Raw genomic sequence first — 20,574 nt, 5'->3', positions numbered from 1 at the left:
TCCTTCAGGCGAGCGCCCGGTGAAGGTCCGTCAGCAGATCGTCGGCGGACTCGATACCGACCGACAGCCTGACCAGATCCTCCGGCACCTCCAGCGCGGAGCCCGCCACCGAGGCGTGCGTCATCCGCCCCGGGTGCTCGATCAGCGACTCGACACCGCCGAGAGACTCCCCGAGCGTGAAGACCTTCGTCCGGCCGCAGACCTCGATCGCCGCCTGCTCACCGGCCGCGACCTGGAAGGACACCATGCCGCCGAAGGACTTCATCTGCTTGGCCGCGACCTCGTGGCCGGGGTGGTCGGGCAGGCCCGGGTAGTAGACCTTCGAGACCTTCGGGTGCCGCACCAGCATCTCGGCGACGCGCGTCGCGTTCTCGCTGTGCCGGTCCATCCGGACGGCGAGCGTCTTCACGCCGCGCAGCACGAGCCACGCGTCGAAGGGACCGGAGATGGCGCCCATCGCGTTCTGGTGGAAGGCGATCTCGTCGCCCAGCGTGTCGTCGGCGGTGATCAGCGCGCCGCCGACGACGTCCGAGTGACCACCCATGTACTTGGTGGTCGAGTGCACGACGACGTCCGCGCCGAGGGCGAGCGGCTGCTGGAGGTAGGGGCTCGCGAAGGTGTTGTCCACGACGAGCTTCGCGCCGGCGGTGCGGGCGACCTCGGCGAGCGCGACGATGTCGCTGATGCCGAGGAGCGGGTTGGACGGCGTCTCGACCCAGATCGCCTTCGTACGGGGGCGCAGCGCGGCCCGTACCGCCGCCGGGTCCGAGGTATCGGCCACCGACCACTCCACGCCCCAGCGTGAGACGACCTTCGCGAAGAGCCGGAAGGTGCCGCCGTACGCGTCGTTGGGGATCACCACGTGGTCGCCCGGCGACAGCAGCGTGCGGAGCAGGCAGTCCTCGGCGGCCAGGCCGGACGCGAAGGCGAAGCCGCGCCGGCCGCCCTCCAGGGCCGCCAGGTTCTCCTCCAGCGCGGAGCGCGTGGGGTTGGCGCTGCGGCTGTACTCGTAGCCGCCGCGCAGCCCGCCCACTCCGTCCTGCTTGTACGTGGACACCTGATAGATGGGGGGCACGACCGCGCCGGTGAGGGAATCAGGTGTGTTCCCCGCGTGGATGGCGATGGTCTCGAAGCTGTGCTCGTCGCTCATGAGCCCCGAGGGTAGCGGTCCCGGACGCCGACCCGGAGCACCGCCGGCGTCCGGGACAATGGGGTGCATGGAGATTCTCTGGTTCCTGATCGCGGCGGGCATGGTGGCGGCCGTCGTGGCCCCGGTCGTGCGGCGCCGGGGCGGCGGCATCCGCCTGGTCGCGCCCGGTTCGCCCGACGCCGCCGACCCGGACGCCTACGAATTCGTCCGGCAGGAAGAGCTCGACGTCCGCCTTCCGGGGCCGGACCAGGACCTTCTGGACGTACTGGACGTCGTACAGCGCACCCAGGACTGGCGGGCGGCGGCGCAGTTGCTCGCCGGTACGGCCAAGGAGGGCGAGGTGCGCTGGCAGCGCGTGCAGGCCTTCGCGGGCGCGGCGTCGCTGGAGCTCCAGCAGAAGCCCGGCGTCGGCGGGGCGTGGCTGCGGGCGTGGCGCGCGGAGTCGCCGAAGGACGCGGGCGGCGCGCAGGTGCACGCCGAGTTCCTGGTGCAGCAGGCGTGGCGTTCGTCGGCGGCGGGGACGGACGACTTCCGGATCATCCTGGAGGAGGCCCGCTCGGTCTGCGGCGACGCGGCGCTGCTGGCGCCCGGCGATCCCGTGCCGTACATCGTGGAGCTGGCCGTGGCCCGTGGGCTCGGCTATCCGCACGAGCAGTTCGACCAGCTGTGGGCGAAGGTCATCGACCGCGCGCCGGACCACATGGGCGCGCATCTCGCGGCGCTGCACTACTGGTGCGAGAAGTGGCACGGCTCACGCGAGGAGGCGGACCGGTTCGCCACCGCGTCGGCCGCGCGCGCTCCGCGGGGCTCGCTGCTGGCGGCGCTGCCGCTGTTCGCGGTGCACGAGCACATGGAGGACCTCACGCTCGTACGGGACTTCTTCAGCAGCGCGGTCGTGTCCAAGGCCATGGAGGGCGCGCTCTTCGCGGTGCACGCGGCGCGCCCCGACGACCCGATGCTCGCGCACGTACGGCATCTGCTGATCCTCTTCCTGGTGGGCGGCGGGCGGTGGTCGGAGGCGATGCACCAGCTCGTGCTGGTGGACGGCTACGTCGGCGCGCTGCCGTGGACGCTCGACGAGGACCCGGCGGCGCGGTACGCGGTGTACCGGGCGCTGGCGGTGGCCGGGTACGAGGCGAACGGCGGGAATCCGGCGACGCTGCCGCGGTAGGGGCGGACGCAGGGGGGTGCCGGGGGTCTTGGGCCCCGCCCCGGTCTTCGAGGCACCGTTGCCGCGCTGACCTGCGGTGGTGCATACTCCGCAGATCCCCCACATCGTCTCTTCACCTGTTCTCCGTATCTCTGGGGGCCATCCGATGGCACGCGTCCTGCCCTTCGTCCTCTTCGCGTTCGGCATCTGGTTCTGGCTGAAGGCCCGCCGGAGCGTCTCCTCACTCGTCGGTACGGAAGCGGAGCTGGGACTGCTCCCCAGGGACCGGCAGAACACCGAACTCGCGGGACCGGACAATGCCCTGGAGCACGCCCTGACCGAGGCGCGGGCGGGCCGCTGGGAGCCGGCGGCGGAGCTGCTGGCGGCGACGGGCAAGGACCGGGACTGGGAGCGACGGTCTCTCTGCGTCGGCGTGCTGGGCGAGGCGGCGGCCCGGGACGACTCCTGGCTGCGGGCCTGGCGCGCGACGCGCTCCGGCGGCTCCCCCGACACGGACGCGGAGCTGGTCCAGGCGTCGGCGACGGTCTCGCGCGCGTGGCTGCTGCGGGGCTCGCCGTACGCCAAGCACACCACGCCGGAGCAGGCGGACAGCTTCCACGAACTGCTGCCGGGCGCCCGCGCCGACACCGCCCGCGCGGCGGCGCTGGGCCCGGACGACCCGACGCCGTACATCATCGAGATCCGTACGGCGCTGGGCGTCGGCTACGGGCCCGAGCAGATGCGCGAACTGTGGGCGGAGATCACGGCCCGCACCCCGCACCCCACGTCGGCGCCGCTGTACGGGGCGCACGAGGCGGCGATCCAGTACTGGAGCGAGCGGTGGCACGGCTCGGCGGAGCTGGCCGAGGAGTTCGCGGCCCAGGCGACCGCGGACGCGCCGCCGGGCACGCTGATGACGGCGTTCCCGCTGATCGCCTGGTTCGACCACCACGACGCGACGGCGACGCCCCGCGACTACGCGACGCCTCGGCTGACGTCCCTGGTCGACGCGGCCCTGGCGGACACGGAGGCGGCGCCCCCGGACCACCCCCGCCTCCCGGAGATACGGCACCTGCTGGCGTACTTCCTGACGCGCCAGTCCAGGCACGAGGAGGCGCTGGAAGCGTTCCGCCTGGTCGACGGCTACGTGAACGCCCTCCCCTGGCGCACCCGCCGCGACCCGTCCGCCTTCTTCACGACAACCCGCGCCACGGCCCTCCGCGGCACGGAGGCCCGCGCCCGTATCAGCAAGGGTGTCTGACCGGCGACCGCGCGTTCGTCTCTGTTCAGCGGGGCCTGGCATCGTTGAGGGTATGGACGAGACTCCTCTGCCCGGTGGGTTCCTCAATCAGGTCGTACGTGTCGGTGACACCGTGCGGCGCTCCCCCACGCCGTCGGCCCAACGTGCCGCGTACATCGTTGAGTTGCTCGGATTCTTCGAGGAGCGGGGCTGGGGCGGGGCGCCGCGGTTCCAGGGGGTGGACGAGCAGGGGCGCGAGGTGTTCGGGCACATCGAGGGGGAGGTGGATCTGCCCGTCTCCGACGCGCGGCTGGCGCGGGTCTCCGAGCTGGTGCGGGAGTTTCATGATCTGACGGCCGGATCGTCGCTCGCCGGTGGGCGCGAGGTCGTGTGCCACAACGACCTGTCGCCCAGGAACACCGTCTGTGCCGACGGGCTGCCGGTGGCCCTTCTCGACTGGGACCTGGCCGCCCCCGGCGACCGTATCCACGACGTCGCCCACCTCTGCTGGCAGTACCTGGACCTCGGCCCCCGCGTGCCGGACGTGGGCGACGCCGCACGCCGGATCACGCTGGTCTGCGACGCGTACGGCCTGGACGACCGGGACGGCATCGTCCGGACGATCCTCTGGTGGCAGGACCGCTCCTGGCGCGGCATCGACGCGGCCGCGGACGCCGGCGATCCCGCGATGACGGCGCTGCGTGAGCGGGGCGTGGTGGACGACGTGCGGGCCGCGTACACCTGGGTGTCGGCGCACGCCTTCGAGCTGGCCGCGAAGCTGTAGGGGCGCGGGTCGCAGGAAATCGGAGGGCGGCTCCTCGCGCGCTTCGGTACGGTGGCCCGTATGGGTTCGTACTCGTACTACTTCTTCCGCTGATTCCGGGCGCGGACGCCCCGGCGTAGGTCCTGCCATCCGGACCCCGCCGGCGTCCCGAGCTGCCCGTCGCACCCTCACCAGCACTTTCAGGGAAGAAGCATGCGCGAACGCGCCCAATTGTCGTTGAAGGACGTCTCCAAGTCGTACGGCGACCGGACCGTCCTCGATCAAGTGTCGCTCTCCGTACGGCCCGGCGAGAAGGCCGGTGTCATCGGGGAGAACGGCTCCGGGAAGTCCACCCTGCTCCGGCTGCTGGCCGGGGCCGAGGTGGCGGACGGCGGGGAGGTCACCGTCCTCTTCCCCGGCGGGGTCGGGTATCTCGCCCAGACCCTCGGGCTCGACCCCAGCCGCACCGTCCAGGCCGCCGTGGACGCCGCTCTCGCCGACCTGCGGGAGCTCGAACGCCGTATCCGCGCCGCCGAGGCGACGCTCGCCAACGCCACGGAGGCCGAACTCACCTCGTACGGCGATCTGTTGACCACCTACGAGGAGCGCGGCGGCTACGAGGCGGATGCCCGAGTCGACGCCGCTCTGCACGGACTCGGGCTCGCCCATATCGGCCGGGAGCGCCCGCTCGGATCGCTCTCCGGCGGTGAGCAGTCCCGTGTGGCGCTGGCCTGCGTCCTCGCGGCCGCACCCGAGTTGCTGCTGCTCGACGAGCCGACCAACCATCTCGATCTCCGGGCCACCACCTATCTGGAGGAGCAACTCCGGTCGCACCGCGGCACGGTGGTCGCCGTCACCCACGACCGCGCGTTCCTGGAGCGCGTCGCGACGACGATCCTGGAGGTCGACCGGGACACCCGTGCCGTGACCCGGTACGGCGACGGCTGGACCGGCTACCGCACCGCCAGGGCCGCCGCCCGCCGCCGCTGGGAGCAGGACCATCAGGAGTGGCTGGACGATCTGGCCCGCACGAGGGAGCTGGTCACCGCAGCCGGTCAGCGGCTCGCGTCGACCGGGAAGGACCCCCGGCAGGGCTTCGGGAAGCACCGTCGCTCGCACGAGGCGAAGCTGTCGGGCCAGGTCAGGGCGGCGCGGGTACGGCTGGAGCGGCTGGAGCGGGAGCCGGTGCCGGCCCCTCCGGAACCGCTCACCTTCGCCGCCGCCCCGGCGACCACCGGGGCCGACGGCGTGCTGGCCGAGCTGACCGGCATCGCGGTCGGGGACCGGCTGCGGCTGGACTCGCTCCAGGTGAAGGCGGGGACACGGCTGCTGGTCGACGGGCCCAACGGCGCGGGCAAGACCACGCTGCTGCGGGTGCTGGCCGGGGATCTCACGCCGGATGAGGGCACCGCGCACCGTACGGCCGAAGTCGGCTACTTGGCACAGGAGTTGGCCACCACCACAACGGCGTCACGGCTCTCACTGCTGGGCGCGTTCGCGGCGGGCCGGCGAGGGCTGCCCGAGGAGCACACCGACGAGCTGCTGGCTCTCGGGCTCTTCCGCGAGGAGGACCTGTCCGTGCCCGTGGCCGGGCTCTCCGTGGGCCAGCGGCGCCGGCTCGAACTGGCCCGGCTGCTGACGCGCCGCGCCGATCTGCTGATCCTGGACGAGCCGACGAACCATGTGGCGCTGAGCCTGGTTGAGGAGCTGGAACGGGCGCTCGTCAGCTACGAGGGCGCCGTGGTCGTGGTCTCGCACGACCGCCGCTTCCGGAGCGAATTCGCGGGCGCACGCCTGGAGTTGGCGGCGGGCCGGGTGCTGCCGGGCACCTGACCCAGGAACCCTAGAGCTTGGCCTGGAAGATCGCGGCCGGCCGCTCACGCCGGTACCCGAGCGCCGCGTTCACCGCCAGCATCGGCCCGTTGTCGTCGGCGACGCTGGTGCTGATCTCCCGTACTCCGGGATGGCGTTCGGCGAGCGTGCCCAGCAGATGGCGTTTGACCGCCCGGCCCAGTCCGCGCCCGCGGTGCTCCGGGACGACCACCGTGTCGTACTGGAGCGCCCGGGTGTGCGACGGGTCGCGCAGGACCAGTTCGGTGTACGCGGCCACCCGGTCCACGCCCCCGCCCGCGCCGTCCGCCTCCGCGAGCACCACCGAGGTGAGGATGATGCCGCCCCGGTCGTCCACCAGCCGGGCGGCGCCCCGTACCCGCTCCGCGTCCCATCGCGGAGTCCGCTCGTCCACGCCGCCGCCGGGCGCGTCCCGCATCACGTCGTGCGCCCGCGCGAACTCGTCGGCGAGCGCGTCCGGGACGACACCGTCCCAGTCCTCGAAGCGGTAGCCGTCGGGCAGCCGCGCCTCCGGCAGTTCGGCGTCCGCCTCCCGGACCCGCTGGACGTACCAGGCCAGCGGCAGCGCCTTGCCGAAGCCGAGCCCGTCGACGAACGCCTCGCCGGCGCCGCCCAGTTCGAGCATGGTGGAGACCGAACTGCGCCCGTCGGCGGCCAGTTCGGCCCGTATCGCGCTCCACAGCTGTGCGCCCACGCCGCGCCGCCGGGCCTCGGGGCGGACGACCAGGGCGTCGAGGAAGGCCGTGTGCCGGTTGCTCTCCTCGGTGAACAGGAGCAGCGCGGCCACGCCGTCGTAGGACCCGTCGGGAGCGGCCCACACCAGATGGAGCATTCGGGCGTGGGGAGACTGCACACGCAGCTTCCCGGCGGTCTCGGTGCGGCCGGGTTCCGGTACGGACGCGGGCACGTCCTGGAGATGGGCAGCCGCGATCACGTCATGCCAGGCGTCTGTCTCCGCCTCGGACGGCGGGGTCCCCAGAGTCATCAGCATGATCCGAACCTACGCGCACTACCCGGCCGGCGCCCCCGGGTTGTACCGCCTTCCCGGACAGTGAGACCCGTTTTCCGCGCCGTTGGTTGCCCCGGAAACGCTCTCGATCCCCGTAACGCGCAAACGGCGGCGGCACCCGGTGGGGGTGCCGCCGCCGTGGGCGTACGCGGTGGGACTCAGGCGGCGGCGCCGGCCTGCCAGTCCGCCCAGCTCAGGTTCCAGCCATTGAGGCCGTTGTCGGGCTGGATGGTCTTGTCAGGGGAGTTCTTGACGATGACCACGTCACCGACGATCGAGTTGTCGAAGAACCAGGCGGCCGGCTGGTTCTTGTCGCTCGCGCCTTTCACGTCGTTCAGACCGATGCAGCCGTGACTGGTGTTGGACGAACCGAAGATCGAGTCGTCGCCCCAGTAGTTGCCATGGATGAAGGTGCCCGATGTCGAGAGTCGTTGGGCGTGCGGCACGTCCTTGATGTCGTACTCGCCCTTGCCGTCGTCGTCGGTGAAGCCGACCGTCGCCCCGTCCATCCGGGTCTCCTTGAACTGCTCGGAGATCACCATCTGACCGTTGTACGTCGGGTTGTCCGGGGAACCGGCGGAGATCGGGATCGTCTTGATCGTCTTGCCGTCCTGCTGAATGGTCATGGTCTTGGCCTTGGTGTCGACCGTGGAGACCTGGTTACGGCCGATCTTGAAGGTGACCGTCTTCTGCTGGACTCCGAAGACTCCGTCCGCGCCCTCGACGCCGTCGAGCGCCAGCTTCAGGGTGACGGTCGAGCCGCCCTGCCAGTACTGCTCGGGGCGGAAGTCCAGGCGCTGCGAGTTGAACCAGTGGCCGACGACCTCCTGGCCGCTGCTCGACGTGACGGTGATCCCGCCCTGGACGGCGGCCTTGTCGGTGATCCCCTTGTCGAAGTTGAGCGAGACCGGCATCCCTACCCCGACGGTCGAGCCGTCCTCGGGCGTGAAGTTTCCGATGAAGCTGTTGTCCGGCGAGACAGTCGTGAAGGACGAGTTCTCGTGGGCCTCGCGGCCCTTGGAATCCTTCGCCGTGGCGCTGATCTTGTATGAGGTGGAGCGTTCCAGCTGGCCGTCCGGCTTCCAGCTCTTCGCGTCGGCGGCCAGCGTGCCCTTCACCGCGGTCCCGTCGGCGGTGGTCATCTCGACCGTCGTGAGCGTGCCCTTCTTGACGGTGACCTTCGCGGCGTTGTTGATGCTCGCGTTGTCGGCACCGTTCTTGGGCGAGATGGCTATCTGGGCCTCGGACGTGTCCTTCGCCGCGGCCTCGTCCACCTGCGCCTGCGAATCCTTCGAACGCTCGGCTCCGGGGTCGTCCCCATCGTCGCCACTGCTACAGGCCGAGAGCACCAGCACCCCGCCGAGCAGTGCGGACGCGGCCGCGAGGCCCTTGCGCCGCTTACCGTTCGTCATCACACGCTTCTCCATCGTCGCCGATCCCTGCCCTATGACCTTCAAGAACACCCATACCGGTTCGTCCGGTTCCACCGCGGACGAAGATGTGTGCAACGCCACTCGCACTGCGGGATATACACACGCGGCGCACGTGTAAGCCCCGGTCCGCGTGCGACGGCGTCCCGGGGCCAAGGGTGTCACGCACGCACGTTACAACCCGCCCGGGCGCCCGGTCTTCGCACCGTCCACGCCATCTCCGTCCTCATTATCGCCGTCGTCGAGGTCCTCCTCGTCCACATCCCATTCCACGGTCTCGGGGTCGTAGTCGATCAGCTCACTGCTCCACGAGCCCTGGACCAGCTCCACCCCGGGCACCTCGCCGACCAGGTCCGACGGCTCCACCAGGTACGCGAGCGCCTCCGCGTCGTCTTCCCGCACCGCCGTGCGGGCATGCGTACGTTCTTCGTCCGGCATCGAATCGTCCGTCGCGATCCGGGTCAGGGCGGCGTCGGCCAGCTCCCCGGGATCAGTGATCTCCAGCACCAGTTCCACGTGCAGCCGGACATAGCGGGATGTCTCAGGAGTACTCATAACCGGAGAGTAGAGCTCCGGACCCTGACGACTTTCCCGCGACCCGCTGCTTTCACTAGCATCGGCGCACCCAGCCAATTCGGCGTTTTCCCAAGGGAGATCGATTACGTGTACGTGTCTGTCGTACGCCGACCGCTGCTGACGGCCATAGCCGCCGGAATCCTGCTCTGCGCCCTGTGGTTCGTCCCCTCGGCGAACGCCACGAACGAGCGGAGCCCTCAGCAGCGGTCAGCCTCCACCACCCACGAGGATTCGAGGCTCGCCCTCGCCGACACGGGAACCGGCGTGGACTCCACGCCGTAATACGCGGAGGGGGGCCACCCCGCTGTCGGGCGGCCCCCCTCCGTACGACACCCCCTCAGGCCAGCGGACCGGTCACCGGCTCCACCGCGGCCACCAGCCGGCCCTCCCGCAGGAACAGGTCGGCCAACGCGAGATCCGGCGACAGGAACCGGTCGGGGCCGGGCCCCGCGATCCCCGCCGCACGCACCGCCTCGATGGCGGCCAGCGACGCCGGCGCGGGCACCAGGCCCGTACGCAGCTCGATCGCGCGGGTCGCCGCGTACATCTCGACGGCGATGATCCGCGTCAGATGATCAACGGCCGTACGGAGCTTGCGCGCCGCCGACCAGCCCATCGACACATGGTCCTCCTGCATCGCCGACGAGGGGATGGAGTCCACCGACGCCGGGACGGCCAGCCGCTTCATCTCGCTGACCAGCGCGGCCTGCGTGTACTGGGCGATCATCAGCCCCGAGTCGACACCGGGGTCGTCCGCGAGGAAGGCGGGCAGTCCGTGCGAACGGTTCTTGTCCAGCAGCCGGTCCGTGCGGCGCTCGGCGATGGAGCCGAGATCGGCGGCGACGATCGCGAGGAAGTCCAGCGCGTACGCGACGGGGGCGCCGTGGAAGTTGCCGTTGGACTCCACGCGGCCGTCCGGCAGCACCACCGGGTTGTCGACGGCGGACGCCAGCTCACGGTCGGCCACGATCCGGGCGTACGCCAGCGTGTCCCGGCCCGCGCCGGCGACCTGCGGGGCGCAGCGCACCGAGTACGCGTCCTGGACCCGGGGAGCCGCGTCCTGCTGGAAGTGCCCGGTCAGCCCGGACCCGGCGAGCACCCGCAGCATGTTGTCGGCGCTGACGCCCTGGCCGGGGTGCGGGCGGATGGCGTGCAGCTCGGGGGCGAGGACCTTGGCCGTACCGAGCAGGGCCTCCAGGGTCAGCGCGGCGGTGATGTCGGCAGAGGTGTAGAGCCGCTGGAGGTCGGCGAGGGCCATGACCAGCATCCCGAGCATGCCGTCGGTCCCGTTGAGCAGCGCGAGCCCCTCCTTCTCCCGCAGCTCCACGGGCACGATGCCGTGCTCGGCGAGCAACTCGGCGGCGGGCCGCACGACGCCGTCCGGGTCCTCGGCGTCACCCTCGCCCATCAGAGTCAGCGCACAGTGCGAGAGCGGCGCGAGGTCGCCGGAGCACCCCAGGGAGCCGTACTCGTGCACGACGGGCGTGATCCCCGCGTTCAGTACGTCCGCCATGGTCCGCGCGACCTCCGGGCGTACGCCGGTACGACCGGACGCCACGGTCTTGAGCCGCAGGAACATCAGCGCCCGCACGACCTCCCGCTCGACCCGCGGCCCCATACCGGCGGCGTGCGACCGCACAATGTTCCGCTGCAACCGCGCGCGGAGCTCCGGGCCGATGTGCCGGCTGGCGAGGGCCCCGAACCCGGTGGAGACGCCGTACACGGGCTCGGGCTTCGCGGCGAGCGAGTCGACGATCTCGCGGGCGGCGGCGAGCGCGGAAAGGGCGTCGGCGGAGAGCTCGACGGGGGCGTTGCCGCGGGCGACGGCGACGACGTCTTCGGCGGTGGTGCCGGAGGTCCCCACGACGACTGTGCGCATATTCATATTCAGGAGCGTACGTACTGAAACTCAACATGTCACCACTGGGGCGGGGTCGCGGGGTCGCCTCCGGCGCGGTTGGGGGGTACGGGCCGGTACCCGGGGCGGGGTTCGGGGCCTCCGGAGGGGTAAGTCCGGACGGCGTGATTTACGGAGCGGCACCCGACACCGGCCCGCACCACCAACCGCGCCGGAGGCGAACCCGCAACGGTTCAGCCACCCCCTCCGGGAGGAACCCTCGGCATCCCCCGGAACCGCCGCCGCTCCCCACCCGCCGGAGCCCTCGGCGGCGGCTCGTCCGCCAGCCGCACCACCCCCCCGTCCCGCCCCGCCACCACCGGCCCCACCGACCGCGCCGCCTTCGCGCGGTACTGCGCCGCGTCCGCCAGCCGGAACAGCCGCCGCGCCGATCTCAGCGGCCCGATCGGATCCCCCGTCGAGGCGATCCCGCACGCCACCCCCTCCCCCAGCTCCAACTCCGCCGCCCGGCGGCAGAGTTCATCGGCGACCTCGACCACGTCGTCCGCCGGCGGCCCCACCGTCAGCAGACAGAACTCGTCGCCCCCCAGCCGTGCCGCCAGCCCTCCCGGCAGCCGCGCCCCGCAGACGGAGAGGAGCGAGCCGAATCGTTCCAGCAACCGGTCACCGACCGCGTGCCCATGGGTGTCGTTGACCCGTTTGAGGCCGTTGAGGTCGCAGACGACGAGACTGACGACCGACCCGTCGTCGCGGTGCAGCGCGACCGCCTCGTCGAGGCGCATGTCCACCGCGCGGCGATTCGCGAGCCCCGTCAGCGGGTCCGTGAAGGCCAGCCGCCGGACCTCTTCGAGCCGCTCCGTCTGCGCGATCCCCGACGCCACGACGGACGCGATGACGGTCGCGAAGTCCGCGTCGTCGCGCCCGAAGACCGGCGTCCCCAGCGGCCTCGCCACGTACAGCTCCCCCCACGCCCGCCCGTGCAGCACGATCGGCGCGACGACGCAGCACCCCCGGCCACGCCTGCGCAGCGCGGCGACCCGCTGGTGGCAGTAGCCCGGCTCGCCGCCGGCGACGGCGGCGGCCGGCCCGTCGACCGTCTCGACCCACGCGTTGGGCTCACCGCCCCCCGCCCACCGCTCGTGCAGGAACTCCGCGATCTCGGGGAACCGGTGCACGGGATACGACTCGTCCTCGGGGAACTCCTCCTCCCCCTCGGCCAGATCCCCCGCGTTCACGAGGACCTTGAGCTGCCCGAGGTCCCGCTCCCACACGGACAGCGCGGCGAAGCTGCCGGCCAGAGCCTCACGCGCGCCGAGCGCGGCGGCCCGCCAGGAGTCGTGGAGGGTGTGCGCCGAAGCCATGGCCTGCGCGAGCTCCACCACGGCCCGTAGCCGTACATCCTCTCCCATCACCCCACCTTAGGGTGTTTTGTGGTGATTTGATCACCTGGAGCGAGACGCCGTCACTCTCCGTCCACAACGTGCACAGGGTCCACAAGGTCCCGAACGGTCCGGCCCTACTCGCCGGGCCACTCCGGCTTCCGCTTCTCGTTGAACGCGGCCACACCCTCCGTACGGTCGCCGGAGAAGGCCACCGACCGCCACGCCGAGTCCTCGATCTCCAGACCGGCCCGCAGGTCGAGCCCGTGCCCGAGCCGCAGGGCCCGCTTCGCCGCCCGGAGCCCGACCGGCGAGTTCGCGGCGATGCGGGAGGCCAGCGCCAGCGCCTCGTCGCGGTCGGCCGCCTCCCCCACCAGCTGGTCGACCAGGCCGAGGGCGTGCGCCTCCGGGGCCTCCAACCGCCGTGCGGTGAAGATCAGTTCGGCCGCGCGGGCGGCTCCGACGCGGCGCGGCAGCAGTTGCGTACCGCCGCCGCCGGGGATCACGCCCACCGACACCTCGGGCAGCCCGACGACCGCCGTCGCGTCGGCGACGATCAGATCGCAGGAGAGCGCCAGCTCGAACCCGCCGCCGAGGGCGAAGCCGTGCACGGCGGCGATGGTCGGCATCGGGAGTTCCAGGACGCCGGTGTAGGCGGCGCGGGCGGTCGGCCGCTGGCGCCCCAGCTCGGCGTCGCTCAGCGAGTTCCGCTCCTTGAGGTCCGCGCCGACGCAGAAGGCGCGGGCGTGGGTCGAGGTGAGGACGGTGACGCGTACGTCCCGCTCGGCGCCGAGCGCCGCGCAGGCCGCGCCGATGGAGCGCGCCATCTCGGTCGAGACCGCGTTCATGGCCTTGGGCCGGTCGAGCACCAGCTCGGCCACATGACCGTGCCGACGTACCGCGACGAACTCCCCGAACCGCCGCTCGTCCTCTGTGTCCACCGCGCCCACCCGCTTCCCGGTCAACGATCGTTGACCGGGATCATAGGCGGCGCCCGGTACGCCGAGGGGTCAGGCCTCCGGCTTGGGCCGCCGCGTCAGGAGCCACGGCTCCACGACGCCCAGGCCCCGCACCGGCCGCTGCCACATCGGCTGTATGGCGAAGCGGTACGAGGGCGGCTCCTCGCCCGCCTTCTCCGCCGCGGCGGCCTGCTCCGCCGCCTCGGCCTCGGACGCGGGGGTGTCGCCCGTCCGGATCAGCTCCTCGGCGAGCGCGCCGTCGACCAGGACGGCGTCCTTGGGAGCTATCGAGGTGAGCCGGCTCGCGAGGTTCACCGTGTTGCCGAAGACGTCACCCATCCGGGTGGTGACGGTGCCGAACGCGATGCCCACGCGCAGCGCCGGCATGGACTCGTCGTGCGTCATGGTCTCGATGAGCCGCAGCGCGATCTCCGTGGCCGTGCCCGCGTCGTCGGCGGCGTACAGGACTTCGTCGCCGAGGGTCTTGATGAGCCGGCCGCCGTGCGCGGCGACCAGGTCGGCGCAGGTCGTCTCGAACGCCTCGACCAGCTCGCCCAGCTCCTCCTCCTCAAGACGGCGGGTCAGCCGGGTGAACCCGACGAGGTCCGCGAAGCCGACGGCGAGACGGCGGTCGACCATCTCCTCGTCGTCGGCGGCCTGGACGACACGTCCGGTGGCGGCGGCGAGCTGGCGCCGCCACACGTACACCAGGAACTCCTCCAGCTCCGGGAGCAACAGCTCGACCAGGGGATACGTGACCTCGGTCCGTGTCATTCCGGGCTCGGGCGGTTCGGTGAGCCCGGCGAGGAAGGAATCGATCTGCCACTCCGCCAGCCGGGCGGTGGTCTGCCCGGTCGACCGGGCGACCTGGATCGCCATCGGCTCGCTCAGCAGCCCGGCCTCGACGAGACCGGCGAGGCGGCGCAGCGCGAGGACGTCGGCCTCGGTGAGGGCCCGTGCCTGCCCGATGTCCGCGAAGCCCATGGCCCGCCAGAAGCGGGACGCGAGGTCCATCGAGACACCGGCGGTGCGGGCGGCCTGGAAGGGGGTGTAGCGGCGCTCGGCCCCGAGGATGAGCTGTTCGAGCCGGATGGCGAGGGGGTCGTCGGTGGGCTCGGCCGTGTGGTCGACGGCGTGGTGCGGAGTGGGGTGACCGGAGGAGTCCGACGGCGGCTTTTCGTCCCCACCACCGGAGGTCGTGTCGTCGACCGTCACCAGCCGCCTCCTGCCCGTTCCCTGCGCACTGCCCTGCCGATCTGTCGTGGGTCGCCTCAACGATACGGCAGGTCGGGGCTGTCGGGGTCGCCGTTGCGGGTAGTCGCGGCACGCGGGCCGGCCCGCCCCGGGGCGCCCCCGGTCACCACCGCGATCCCGGCCGCTACGACGCGCGCAGATGCACCACATCCCCCGCGCCCACCGCCTCCCGTCCGCCGCCCTCCGTCGCGATCACCAGCCGCCCGTCCCCGTCGATCGCGACGGCGTCGCCGACCACCTGCCGCTCCCCCGGCAGCTCCGCCCGCACCGGGCGCCCGAGCGTCGCGCAGGCCGCCACGTACGCCTCCTGGAGACCCGACTCCGCCGGGTCCCCCGCGGCGTCCCGCCACTCGCCGTACCACCGCTCCAGACCCCGCAGCACCGCCCGCAGCAGGGGATCGCGGTCGACGGACACCGCGTTCGCGAGCGCGAGCGACCCGGCACCGGGGACGGGCAGCTCCGCCTCGGTGAGGGTGACGTTCAGGCCGACGCCGACGATCACGGCGTCGTCCCCCGCGCGCTCCGCGAGGATCCCGCCCGCCTTGCGCTCCTCCTTGGCGCTCTCGTCGCCCTCCTTGCCCCCGACCGTCACCAGCAGGTCGTTGGGCCACTTCAGCGCCGTGTCCACGCCCGCCGTACGCGCGACGGCCGTCGCGACCGCGACGCCGGTGAGCAGCGGCAGCCACCCCCAGCGCTCCACGGGTACGTCCGGTCCCGGCCGCAGCAGTACGGAGACGAACAGCCCGGACCGGGCGGGCGCCGACCAGTTCCGGTCCAGCCGCCCCCGCCCCCGGGTCTGCTCCTCGGCGACGAGCACCGCGCCTTCCGGGAGGCTGTCCGCGCGGGCGGCGAGGTCGGAGTTGGTGGAGCCGGTCGCGGTGACGACGTCGAGCGAGGTCCACAGACGCCCCGGCACGATCAGCCCCCGGCGCAGGGCGGTGGTGTTCAGGGGCGGGCGTTCGAGGTCGCTCCAGCGGCTGCCCGCGGCGTTGTGCTCGGTCATGTGCGTCAGCCTAGGGGCGGGCGGGCAGGCGGTGTGGCCAACGACGCACTGCCGAACGTCAGGGCCGCCGATACGCTACGGATCAGTAGCCACACGCCGAGCCGCAGCAGACAGATCCGCAGACCCGCAGGGAGCCGCATCCCCATGTCCGAGCCGGAAACCGCCCGCGGAACAGAGAACAGCCACACCACCGCGGGAAAGATCGCGGACCTCCAGCGCCGTATCGAGGAGGCCACGAACGCGGGCTCCGCGCGGGCGGTGGAGAAGCAGCACGCAAAGGGCAAGCTGACGGCCCGCGAACGGATCGACCTCCTTATGGACGAGGGGTCGTTCGTCGAGCTGGACGAGTTCGCCCGGCACCGCTCCACCAATTTCGGCATCGAGAAGAACCGTCCGTACGGAGACGGTGTCGTCACCGGTTACGGCACGGTCGACGGCCGCCCGGTCTGCGTCTACTCGCAGGACTTCACGATCTTCGGCGGTTCACTCGGCGAGGTCTACGGCGAGAAGATCGTCAAGGTCATGGACTTCGCGCTGAAGACCGGCTGTCCGGTCATCGGCATCAACGACGGCGGCGGCGCCCGTATCCAGGAGGGTGTGGTCGCGCTCGGCCTGTTCGCGGAGATCTTCCGCCGCAACGTGCACGCGTCGGGCGTCGTCCCGCAGATCAGCCTCATCGTGGGGCCCTGCGCCGGCGGCGCCGTGTACTCCCCCGCGATCACCGACTTCACCGTGATGGTCGACCAGACCTCGCACATGTTCATCACCGGCCCGGATGTGATCAAGACGGTCACCGGCGAGGACGTCGGCTTCGAGGAGCTGGGCGGCGCGCGTACGCACAACACGACGTCCGGCGTGGCGCACCACATGGCGGGTGACGAGAAGGACGCCGTCGAGTACGTGAAGTCGCTCCTGTCGTACCTGCCGTCGAACAACCTCTCCGAGCCGCCCGCCTTCCCCGAGGTGGCCGAAGTGGCGCCCACCGCCGAGGACCTGGAGCTGGACACCCTCATCCCGGACTCGGCGAACCAGCCGTACGACATGCACAGCGCCATCGAGCACGTGCTGGACGACTCCGAATTCCTGGAGACCCAGGCGCTGTTCGCGCCGAACATCATCACCGGCTTCGGACGGGTCGAGGGCTATCCCGTCGGCGTCGTCGCCAACCAGCCGATGCAGTTCGCGGGCTGTCTGGACATCAACGCGTCGGAGAAGGCGGCGCGGTTCGTGCGCACCTGCGACGCGTTCAACATCCCGGTCATCACGTTCGTGGACGTGCCTGGCTTCCTGCCCGGTGTCGACCAGGAGTACGGCGGCATCATCCGGCGCGGCGCCAAGCTGATCTACGCGTACGCGGAGGCGACCGTCCCGCTGATCACGGTGATCACCCGGAAGGCGTTCGGCGGCGCGTACGACGTGATGGGCTCCAAGCATCTGGGCGCCGACCTCAATCTGGCCTGGCCGACGGCGCAGATCGCGGTGATGGGGGCGCAGGGCGCGGTCAACATCCTGCACCGGCGTACGATCGCCGCCGCCGAGGACCAGGAGGCGACGCGCGCCGGTCTGATCGCGGAGTACGAGGACGCGCTGCTGAACCCGTACGTCGCGGCCGAACGCGGCTATGTCGACGCGATCATCCTGCCGCACGAGACGCGGGCGCATCTGGTGAAGGGCCTGCGGCAGCTGCGTACGAAGCGGGAGAGCCTGCCCCCGAAGAAGCACGGCAACATCCCTCTGTAGGACGGCAGGAGGCCGCAATGATCAAGGTCGTACGAGGCAACCCGACCCCCGAGGAGCTGGCCGCCGCACTCGCGGTGGTCCGGGCGCGCGCGGCGGCCGCGGAGGGGTCCGCGCCGGGCGGCCCGCCGCCCCCGCCGGGCTGGTCGGACCCGGCCCGCATCGCACGCCGCGAGACCCGCCGCCCGGGCCCCCGGGCGTGGGCACGCACGTACTGGCCGGGCTAGGTCCTGTCCGGCGGATCTTCGGGGATCGGCCCGGCCACAGCCGACGGGTGGGGACGGTTGAGTACGGGTACTCAGGCGTTCGCGCCGCCGCCCCCGCAGGATCGAGTGCATGCTCTGGTCGGACCCTGAGAACGAACCTCCCAAGGAAATGCGGGACGTGCAGGCGATGATGCGCCGCGCCGGCGTCGTCCTCGCGCTGGCCATGGTCCTGGCCATGATCGTCTCCGGCGTCCGCTGACGCCGCCACCGGGGTGCGGCGCGTGCCCGGACAGGGGTCGCGTCGTTGAGCGGGGCGTACGGGCCCGGCGCCGCCTCCGGGCGTGAGGCCGGGCGTGAGCCGCCCTCCCGGAGGAGTCCATGCCCGAGTCCCAGGTGATCGTCGTCTCACTGCCCGGCAGCGGCACCCCGCTGCTGGCCGACCTCACGTCCGCCCTCGGCTATCTCTCGTACGGCACGATGAGCACCGCCCCGGCCGTCGGCGGCCGGTCGGCCGGCTCCCCCGAGATCGTGGCGATGCGCCCCCTGCTGACGGCCGCTCACGGCCGGGAGGAGGCCGAACTGCTGCTCAAGCGGGGCGGCGAGGAGCGCGAGGAACTCGACGCGGCCTTCCGGGAGGCGGCCGGCGCCCTGTGGCGGGTGTGGTGGATGCGGCTGGGCCAGCCCGTCGCCGTCGCCTCGTCCGTCGACCCGGGACTCGAAAGCCGGCTGGCCAGGGTGCCCGAGCGGGAACTGCCCGGCCTGCTGCCGGGCCGCGGCTGCTGGTACGTCGACAGCCTCGGCCTCCAGCGGGCGGACGCGGGATTCCTGCGCGCCTGGCAGAAGAGCGGACGGCCGCCGGTCGTCTTCCACCACCGGGACGTCCGGGACCGGATCGTCAGTCAGATCCGGTCGCTCTCCCGGCCGGGCACCCCCGCGGGATACCGCCCGCACCAGCTCATCTACCGCGACATCGTCGCCGCGCTGCCGACGATGGACGCGAAGATCACCTTCGCCCTGACGGACCCCGGGTTCCCGGGGATGGAGGAGGCCCGGCGCTGCCAGTGGCTGCTGCACCACCCGGCGGTGACGGTGATCACCCACGAGGACCTGGCCGGACCCGCCCACGGCGGTACGGCGGAGGGCCGCGAGCGTGCCGTCGCCCAGCTCCTCGCGATCACCGGGCTGCCCCCGTCCGCGGCGGCGAGTGCCGCCTCCGCCCAACCTCCTCGCGAGAACGAGGAGCTGACGGTAGGTCAGTGGCGGAACTGCTTCACGCCCGCCCATGAGCGGCTGCTCGACCGACGTCATGGCGACCTGCTGACCGCGCGCGCCGAGAGCGGCCCGGCCGACGACCCGACGCCGGAAACGGCCCGCGAACCGGGCACCGCCGCCAGGTGACTACCCTGCTCGTCATGACCGATCAGCGCCGTCGCCTCGTCCTCGCCTCCGCATCGCCCGCCCGCCTCGCACTTCTTGACCAGGCCGGCCTCGCGCCCGAAGTCATCGTCAGCGGGGTCGACGAGGACGCGCTGTCAGCTCCCACGCCCGCCGCCCTGGCGCGGGTGCTGGCGGAGGCCAAGGCCGCCGCGGTGGCCGCCCGGCCGGAGGCCGCGGGCGCGCTGGTCGTCGGCTGCGACTCGGTGCTGGAGCTGGACGGCGAGGCCCACGGCAAGCCCGCCGACGCCGAGGAGGCCACCGCGCGTTGGAAGGCGATGCGCGGCCGGTCGGGCGTACTCCGGACGGGGCACTGCGTCATCGACACCGCGACCGGCCGCGGTGTCTCCGAGACCGGCTCGACCACGGTCCGTTTCGGGGAGCCGACGGACGCGGAGATCGCGGCGTACGTCGCGACGGGTGAACCCCTGCACGTGGCGGGGGCGTTCACGCTGGACGGTCGCTCCGCGCCGTTCGTCGACGCGATCGACGGCAACCACGGGAATGTGCTCGGGCTCTCGTTGCCGCTGCTGCGCACGCTGCTGGCGCAGCACGGCGTCACGATCACCGATCTCTGGGCGTGAGGCCCCCGGGCCGTCGGCGCCCGGTCGCGGGAGCGTTCAGGCGGCCGACGGGCCGGTCTCGGCCGGGGCGGCGTCGGCGGCCTTGGCGGCCGGTTCCCGCTGCTCGCCGTACGCGACGAGCGTCAGCACGAGCAGCCCCAGCACGACCATCATGAACAGGAACGCCGTCCAGCCCACCAGGCCCACCGCCAGCGCGCCGAGCACCCCGTGCAGGACCGCGCAGCTGATCACGACCGGCTTCGCGACCCGGCCGAATCCGCGGTCCGTTGTCGCCGCGCGCACCAGCAGGCCCGCGCAGACGAGCAGGTAGAGCCCGAGCGCACCGCCCGCCGACCAGGCTCCCGTTGACATGGCATCCGGGTCGAGTCCGGCGAGTGACATCTGCTGATTGTCGACGACGGTGGCCATCAGACCGTTGACGAAAACGAAGCCGACGGCTTCCACGAGCAGCACGATCGCGGCCACCCAGGCCACCGGTCTGCGCACCATGGCACCCACCTCTTCCCCTGTTACCCGAAGTACGTACGGCATCGGGAAGGCTACTCACCGGTAAACCTCCGGACAAGGGCCCGGACAGAGGCAAAGAATCCGGTAGGCGTTAGTGGAGACTCAACAAAGAATCGTGAGACGCGCCGGGGCGCTCTGACAGAGACCTTGGCCACTTACGGCGATTACTGTGCGGCTAAGAGTCCCGGCGTACCCTTGCGTCACAAGGGATTTCGCGACTTGAGCGGGCCTCGGATCACACTGCGTGTGGGCAAGCTCACCACTGGGGACGGGTCGATGAGTCGTGTCGGCAGTCCCTAAACTCAGCTTGTTTCCAGGAGGGAGCCATCGTGCGCAAGGTGCTCATCGCCAATCGTGGCGAAATCGCTGTCCGTGTTGCTCGTGCGTGCCGGGATGCCGGGATCGGTTCGGTGGCTGTGTACGCGGATCCGGACCGGGACGCGTCGCATGTGCGGGCGGCCGATGAGGCGTTCGCGCTGGGTGG

Annotated in this window: 21 protein-coding genes; 11 read left to right on the top strand and 10 right to left on the bottom strand. The window is 71.9% G+C overall.

The window, feature by feature from the left end; all coding sequences use genetic code 11:
- Nucleotides 1–4: 4 nt before the first annotated feature.
- Complete coding sequence (locus tag ACIBBB_RS34425; RefSeq protein WP_398989100.1) at nucleotides 5–1,150, bottom strand: cystathionine gamma-synthase; 1,146 nt, start codon at nucleotides 1,148–1,150, stop codon at nucleotides 5–7.
- A 67-nt stretch (nucleotides 1,151–1,217) separates the two neighbouring features.
- On the opposite strand from ACIBBB_RS34425, the gene ACIBBB_RS34420 reads away from it, so the two are divergent.
- The 4 genes from ACIBBB_RS34420 (at nucleotide 1,218) to abc-f (ending at nucleotide 6,136) form a co-directional block, all read left to right on the top strand.
- Entirely contained in the window at nucleotides 1,218–2,321 is a 1,104-nt protein-coding gene (locus ACIBBB_RS34420; protein ID WP_398989098.1) for a hypothetical protein, read from the top strand.
- Nucleotides 2,322–2,466: 145 nt separating this feature from the next.
- On the top strand, nucleotides 2,467–3,561 hold the full coding sequence (locus ACIBBB_RS34415; protein WP_398989096.1) for a hypothetical protein: 1,095 nt from the start codon (nucleotides 2,467–2,469) through the stop codon (nucleotides 3,559–3,561).
- A 52-nt stretch (nucleotides 3,562–3,613) separates the two neighbouring features.
- Entirely contained in the window at nucleotides 3,614–4,324 is a 711-nt protein-coding gene (locus ACIBBB_RS34410) for a phosphotransferase (RefSeq protein ID WP_398989094.1), read from the top strand.
- A 192-nt stretch (nucleotides 4,325–4,516) separates the two neighbouring features.
- Nucleotides 4,517–6,136: a ribosomal protection-like ABC-F family protein gene (gene abc-f / locus ACIBBB_RS34405; RefSeq protein WP_398989092.1), complete on the top strand. Its 1,620-nt coding sequence runs from the start codon at nucleotides 4,517–4,519 to the stop codon at nucleotides 6,134–6,136.
- Nucleotides 6,137–6,146: 10 nt separating this feature from the next.
- On the opposite strand, the gene ACIBBB_RS34400 is transcribed toward abc-f, so the two are convergent.
- The 3 genes from ACIBBB_RS34400 to ACIBBB_RS34390 form a co-directional block, all read right to left on the bottom strand.
- Nucleotides 6,147–7,145, bottom strand: coding sequence for a GNAT family N-acetyltransferase (locus tag ACIBBB_RS34400; RefSeq protein WP_398989090.1), 999 nt, complete (start codon nucleotides 7,143–7,145; stop codon nucleotides 6,147–6,149).
- Between the two features lie 176 nt (nucleotides 7,146–7,321).
- On the bottom strand, nucleotides 7,322–8,590 hold the full coding sequence (locus ACIBBB_RS34395; protein WP_398989088.1) for an Ig-like domain-containing protein: 1,269 nt from the start codon (nucleotides 8,588–8,590) through the stop codon (nucleotides 7,322–7,324).
- Between the two features lie 177 nt (nucleotides 8,591–8,767).
- Nucleotides 8,768–9,148 (bottom strand): hypothetical protein, encoded by a 381-nt coding sequence (locus ACIBBB_RS34390; RefSeq protein ID WP_398989086.1) that lies wholly within the window; start codon nucleotides 9,146–9,148, stop codon nucleotides 8,768–8,770.
- 108 nt (nucleotides 9,149–9,256) lie between these two features.
- Here ACIBBB_RS34390 and ACIBBB_RS34385 point away from each other — a divergent pair, with 108 nt between their 5' ends.
- Nucleotides 9,257–9,451, top strand: coding sequence for a hypothetical protein (locus ACIBBB_RS34385; protein ID WP_398989222.1), 195 nt, complete (start codon nucleotides 9,257–9,259; stop codon nucleotides 9,449–9,451).
- 55 nt (nucleotides 9,452–9,506) lie between these two features.
- On the opposite strand, the gene hutH is transcribed toward ACIBBB_RS34385, so the two are convergent.
- The 5 genes from hutH to ACIBBB_RS34360 all read right to left on the bottom strand — a co-directional run bounded on the left by hutH (nucleotide 9,507) and on the right by ACIBBB_RS34360 (nucleotide 15,622).
- The gene (hutH, locus tag ACIBBB_RS34380) at nucleotides 9,507–11,048 is read right to left on the bottom strand and encodes a histidine ammonia-lyase (RefSeq protein WP_398989212.1); all 1,542 of its coding nucleotides are present in this window, start codon (nucleotides 11,046–11,048) and stop codon (nucleotides 9,507–9,509) included.
- Between the two features lie 212 nt (nucleotides 11,049–11,260).
- A complete protein-coding gene (locus ACIBBB_RS34375; protein WP_398989084.1) occupies nucleotides 11,261–12,436 on the bottom strand; it encodes a diguanylate cyclase domain-containing protein in 1,176 nt (391 codons plus the stop codon).
- Between the two features lie 107 nt (nucleotides 12,437–12,543).
- Nucleotides 12,544–13,347, bottom strand: coding sequence for an enoyl-CoA hydratase/isomerase family protein (locus ACIBBB_RS34370; protein WP_398989082.1), 804 nt, complete (start codon nucleotides 13,345–13,347; stop codon nucleotides 12,544–12,546).
- Nucleotides 13,348–13,416: 69 nt separating this feature from the next.
- Entirely contained in the window at nucleotides 13,417–14,580 is a 1,164-nt protein-coding gene (locus ACIBBB_RS34365) for an adenylate/guanylate cyclase domain-containing protein (RefSeq protein WP_398989080.1), read from the bottom strand.
- A gap of 163 nt (nucleotides 14,581–14,743) precedes the next feature.
- Nucleotides 14,744–15,622, bottom strand: a complete 879-nt coding sequence (locus ACIBBB_RS34360) for a biotin--[acetyl-CoA-carboxylase] ligase (RefSeq protein WP_398989078.1) — start codon at nucleotides 15,620–15,622, stop codon at nucleotides 14,744–14,746.
- Between the two features lie 144 nt (nucleotides 15,623–15,766).
- Between ACIBBB_RS34360 and ACIBBB_RS34355 the strand changes: the two genes are divergently transcribed.
- The 5 genes from ACIBBB_RS34355 to ACIBBB_RS34335 all read left to right on the top strand — a co-directional run bounded on the left by ACIBBB_RS34355 (nucleotide 15,767) and on the right by ACIBBB_RS34335 (nucleotide 19,583).
- Entirely contained in the window at nucleotides 15,767–17,362 is a 1,596-nt protein-coding gene (locus ACIBBB_RS34355; RefSeq protein ID WP_398989076.1) for an acyl-CoA carboxylase subunit beta, read from the top strand.
- Between the two features lie 17 nt (nucleotides 17,363–17,379).
- Entirely contained in the window at nucleotides 17,380–17,586 is a 207-nt protein-coding gene (locus ACIBBB_RS34350; RefSeq protein WP_398989074.1) for an acyl-CoA carboxylase epsilon subunit, read from the top strand.
- Nucleotides 17,587–17,695: 109 nt separating this feature from the next.
- The gene (gene mmpB / locus ACIBBB_RS34345) at nucleotides 17,696–17,824 is read left to right on the top strand and encodes a morphogenic membrane protein MmpB (protein WP_398989072.1); all 129 of its coding nucleotides are present in this window, start codon (nucleotides 17,696–17,698) and stop codon (nucleotides 17,822–17,824) included.
- Between the two features lie 119 nt (nucleotides 17,825–17,943).
- Entirely contained in the window at nucleotides 17,944–18,963 is a 1,020-nt protein-coding gene (locus ACIBBB_RS34340; RefSeq protein WP_398989070.1) for a hypothetical protein, read from the top strand.
- A gap of 14 nt (nucleotides 18,964–18,977) precedes the next feature.
- On the top strand, nucleotides 18,978–19,583 hold the full coding sequence (locus ACIBBB_RS34335) for a Maf family protein (RefSeq protein WP_398989068.1): 606 nt from the start codon (nucleotides 18,978–18,980) through the stop codon (nucleotides 19,581–19,583).
- A 36-nt stretch (nucleotides 19,584–19,619) separates the two neighbouring features.
- Here the strand turns inward: ACIBBB_RS34335 and ACIBBB_RS34330 are convergent, their stop codons facing one another.
- Entirely contained in the window at nucleotides 19,620–20,072 is a 453-nt protein-coding gene (locus ACIBBB_RS34330; RefSeq protein WP_398989066.1) for a hypothetical protein, read from the bottom strand.
- A gap of 347 nt (nucleotides 20,073–20,419) precedes the next feature.
- On the opposite strand from ACIBBB_RS34330, the gene ACIBBB_RS34325 reads away from it, so the two are divergent.
- Nucleotides 20,420–20,574, top strand: a 155-nt coding sequence (locus ACIBBB_RS34325) for a biotin carboxylase N-terminal domain-containing protein (protein WP_398989210.1), incomplete at its 3' end; no start/stop codon positions are given.

The sequence above is a fragment of the Streptomyces sp. NPDC051217 genome, assembly GCF_044455465.1.
GTDB lineage: Bacteria > Actinomycetota > Actinomycetes > Streptomycetales > Streptomycetaceae > Streptomyces.
The sequence above is the reverse complement of the archived record's forward strand: the minus strand, read 5'-3'. Positions and strand labels throughout refer to the sequence as shown.

Coding starts and splice junctions, on each gene's coding strand:
- ACIBBB_RS34425 (WP_398989100.1), bottom strand. CDS start 1,150: ATGAGCGACGAGCACAGCTTCGAGACCATCGCCATCCACGCGGGGAAC.
- ACIBBB_RS34420 (WP_398989098.1), top strand. CDS start 1,218: ATGGAGATTCTCTGGTTCCTGATCGCGGCGGGCATGGTGGCGGCCGTC.
- ACIBBB_RS34415 (WP_398989096.1), top strand. CDS start 2,467: ATGGCACGCGTCCTGCCCTTCGTCCTCTTCGCGTTCGGCATCTGGTTC.
- ACIBBB_RS34410 (WP_398989094.1), top strand. CDS start 3,614: ATGGACGAGACTCCTCTGCCCGGTGGGTTCCTCAATCAGGTCGTACGT.
- abc-f (WP_398989092.1), top strand. CDS start 4,517: ATGCGCGAACGCGCCCAATTGTCGTTGAAGGACGTCTCCAAGTCGTAC.
- ACIBBB_RS34400 (WP_398989090.1), bottom strand. CDS start 7,145: ATGCTGATGACTCTGGGGACCCCGCCGTCCGAGGCGGAGACAGACGCC.
- ACIBBB_RS34395 (WP_398989088.1), bottom strand. CDS start 8,590: ATGGAGAAGCGTGTGATGACGAACGGTAAGCGGCGCAAGGGCCTCGCG.
- ACIBBB_RS34390 (WP_398989086.1), bottom strand. CDS start 9,148: ATGAGTACTCCTGAGACATCCCGCTATGTCCGGCTGCACGTGGAACTG.
- hutH (WP_398989212.1), bottom strand. CDS start 11,048: ATGCGCACAGTCGTCGTGGGGACCTCCGGCACCACCGCCGAAGACGTC.
- ACIBBB_RS34375 (WP_398989084.1), bottom strand. CDS start 12,436: ATGGGAGAGGATGTACGGCTACGGGCCGTGGTGGAGCTCGCGCAGGCC.
- ACIBBB_RS34360 (WP_398989078.1), bottom strand. CDS start 15,622: ATGACCGAGCACAACGCCGCGGGCAGCCGCTGGAGCGACCTCGAACGC.
- ACIBBB_RS34355 (WP_398989076.1), top strand. CDS start 15,767: ATGTCCGAGCCGGAAACCGCCCGCGGAACAGAGAACAGCCACACCACC.
- ACIBBB_RS34350 (WP_398989074.1), top strand. CDS start 17,380: ATGATCAAGGTCGTACGAGGCAACCCGACCCCCGAGGAGCTGGCCGCC.
- mmpB (WP_398989072.1), top strand. CDS start 17,696: ATGCTCTGGTCGGACCCTGAGAACGAACCTCCCAAGGAAATGCGGGAC.
- ACIBBB_RS34340 (WP_398989070.1), top strand. CDS start 17,944: ATGCCCGAGTCCCAGGTGATCGTCGTCTCACTGCCCGGCAGCGGCACC.
- ACIBBB_RS34335 (WP_398989068.1), top strand. CDS start 18,978: ATGACCGATCAGCGCCGTCGCCTCGTCCTCGCCTCCGCATCGCCCGCC.
- ACIBBB_RS34330 (WP_398989066.1), bottom strand. CDS start 20,072: ATGGTGCGCAGACCGGTGGCCTGGGTGGCCGCGATCGTGCTGCTCGTG.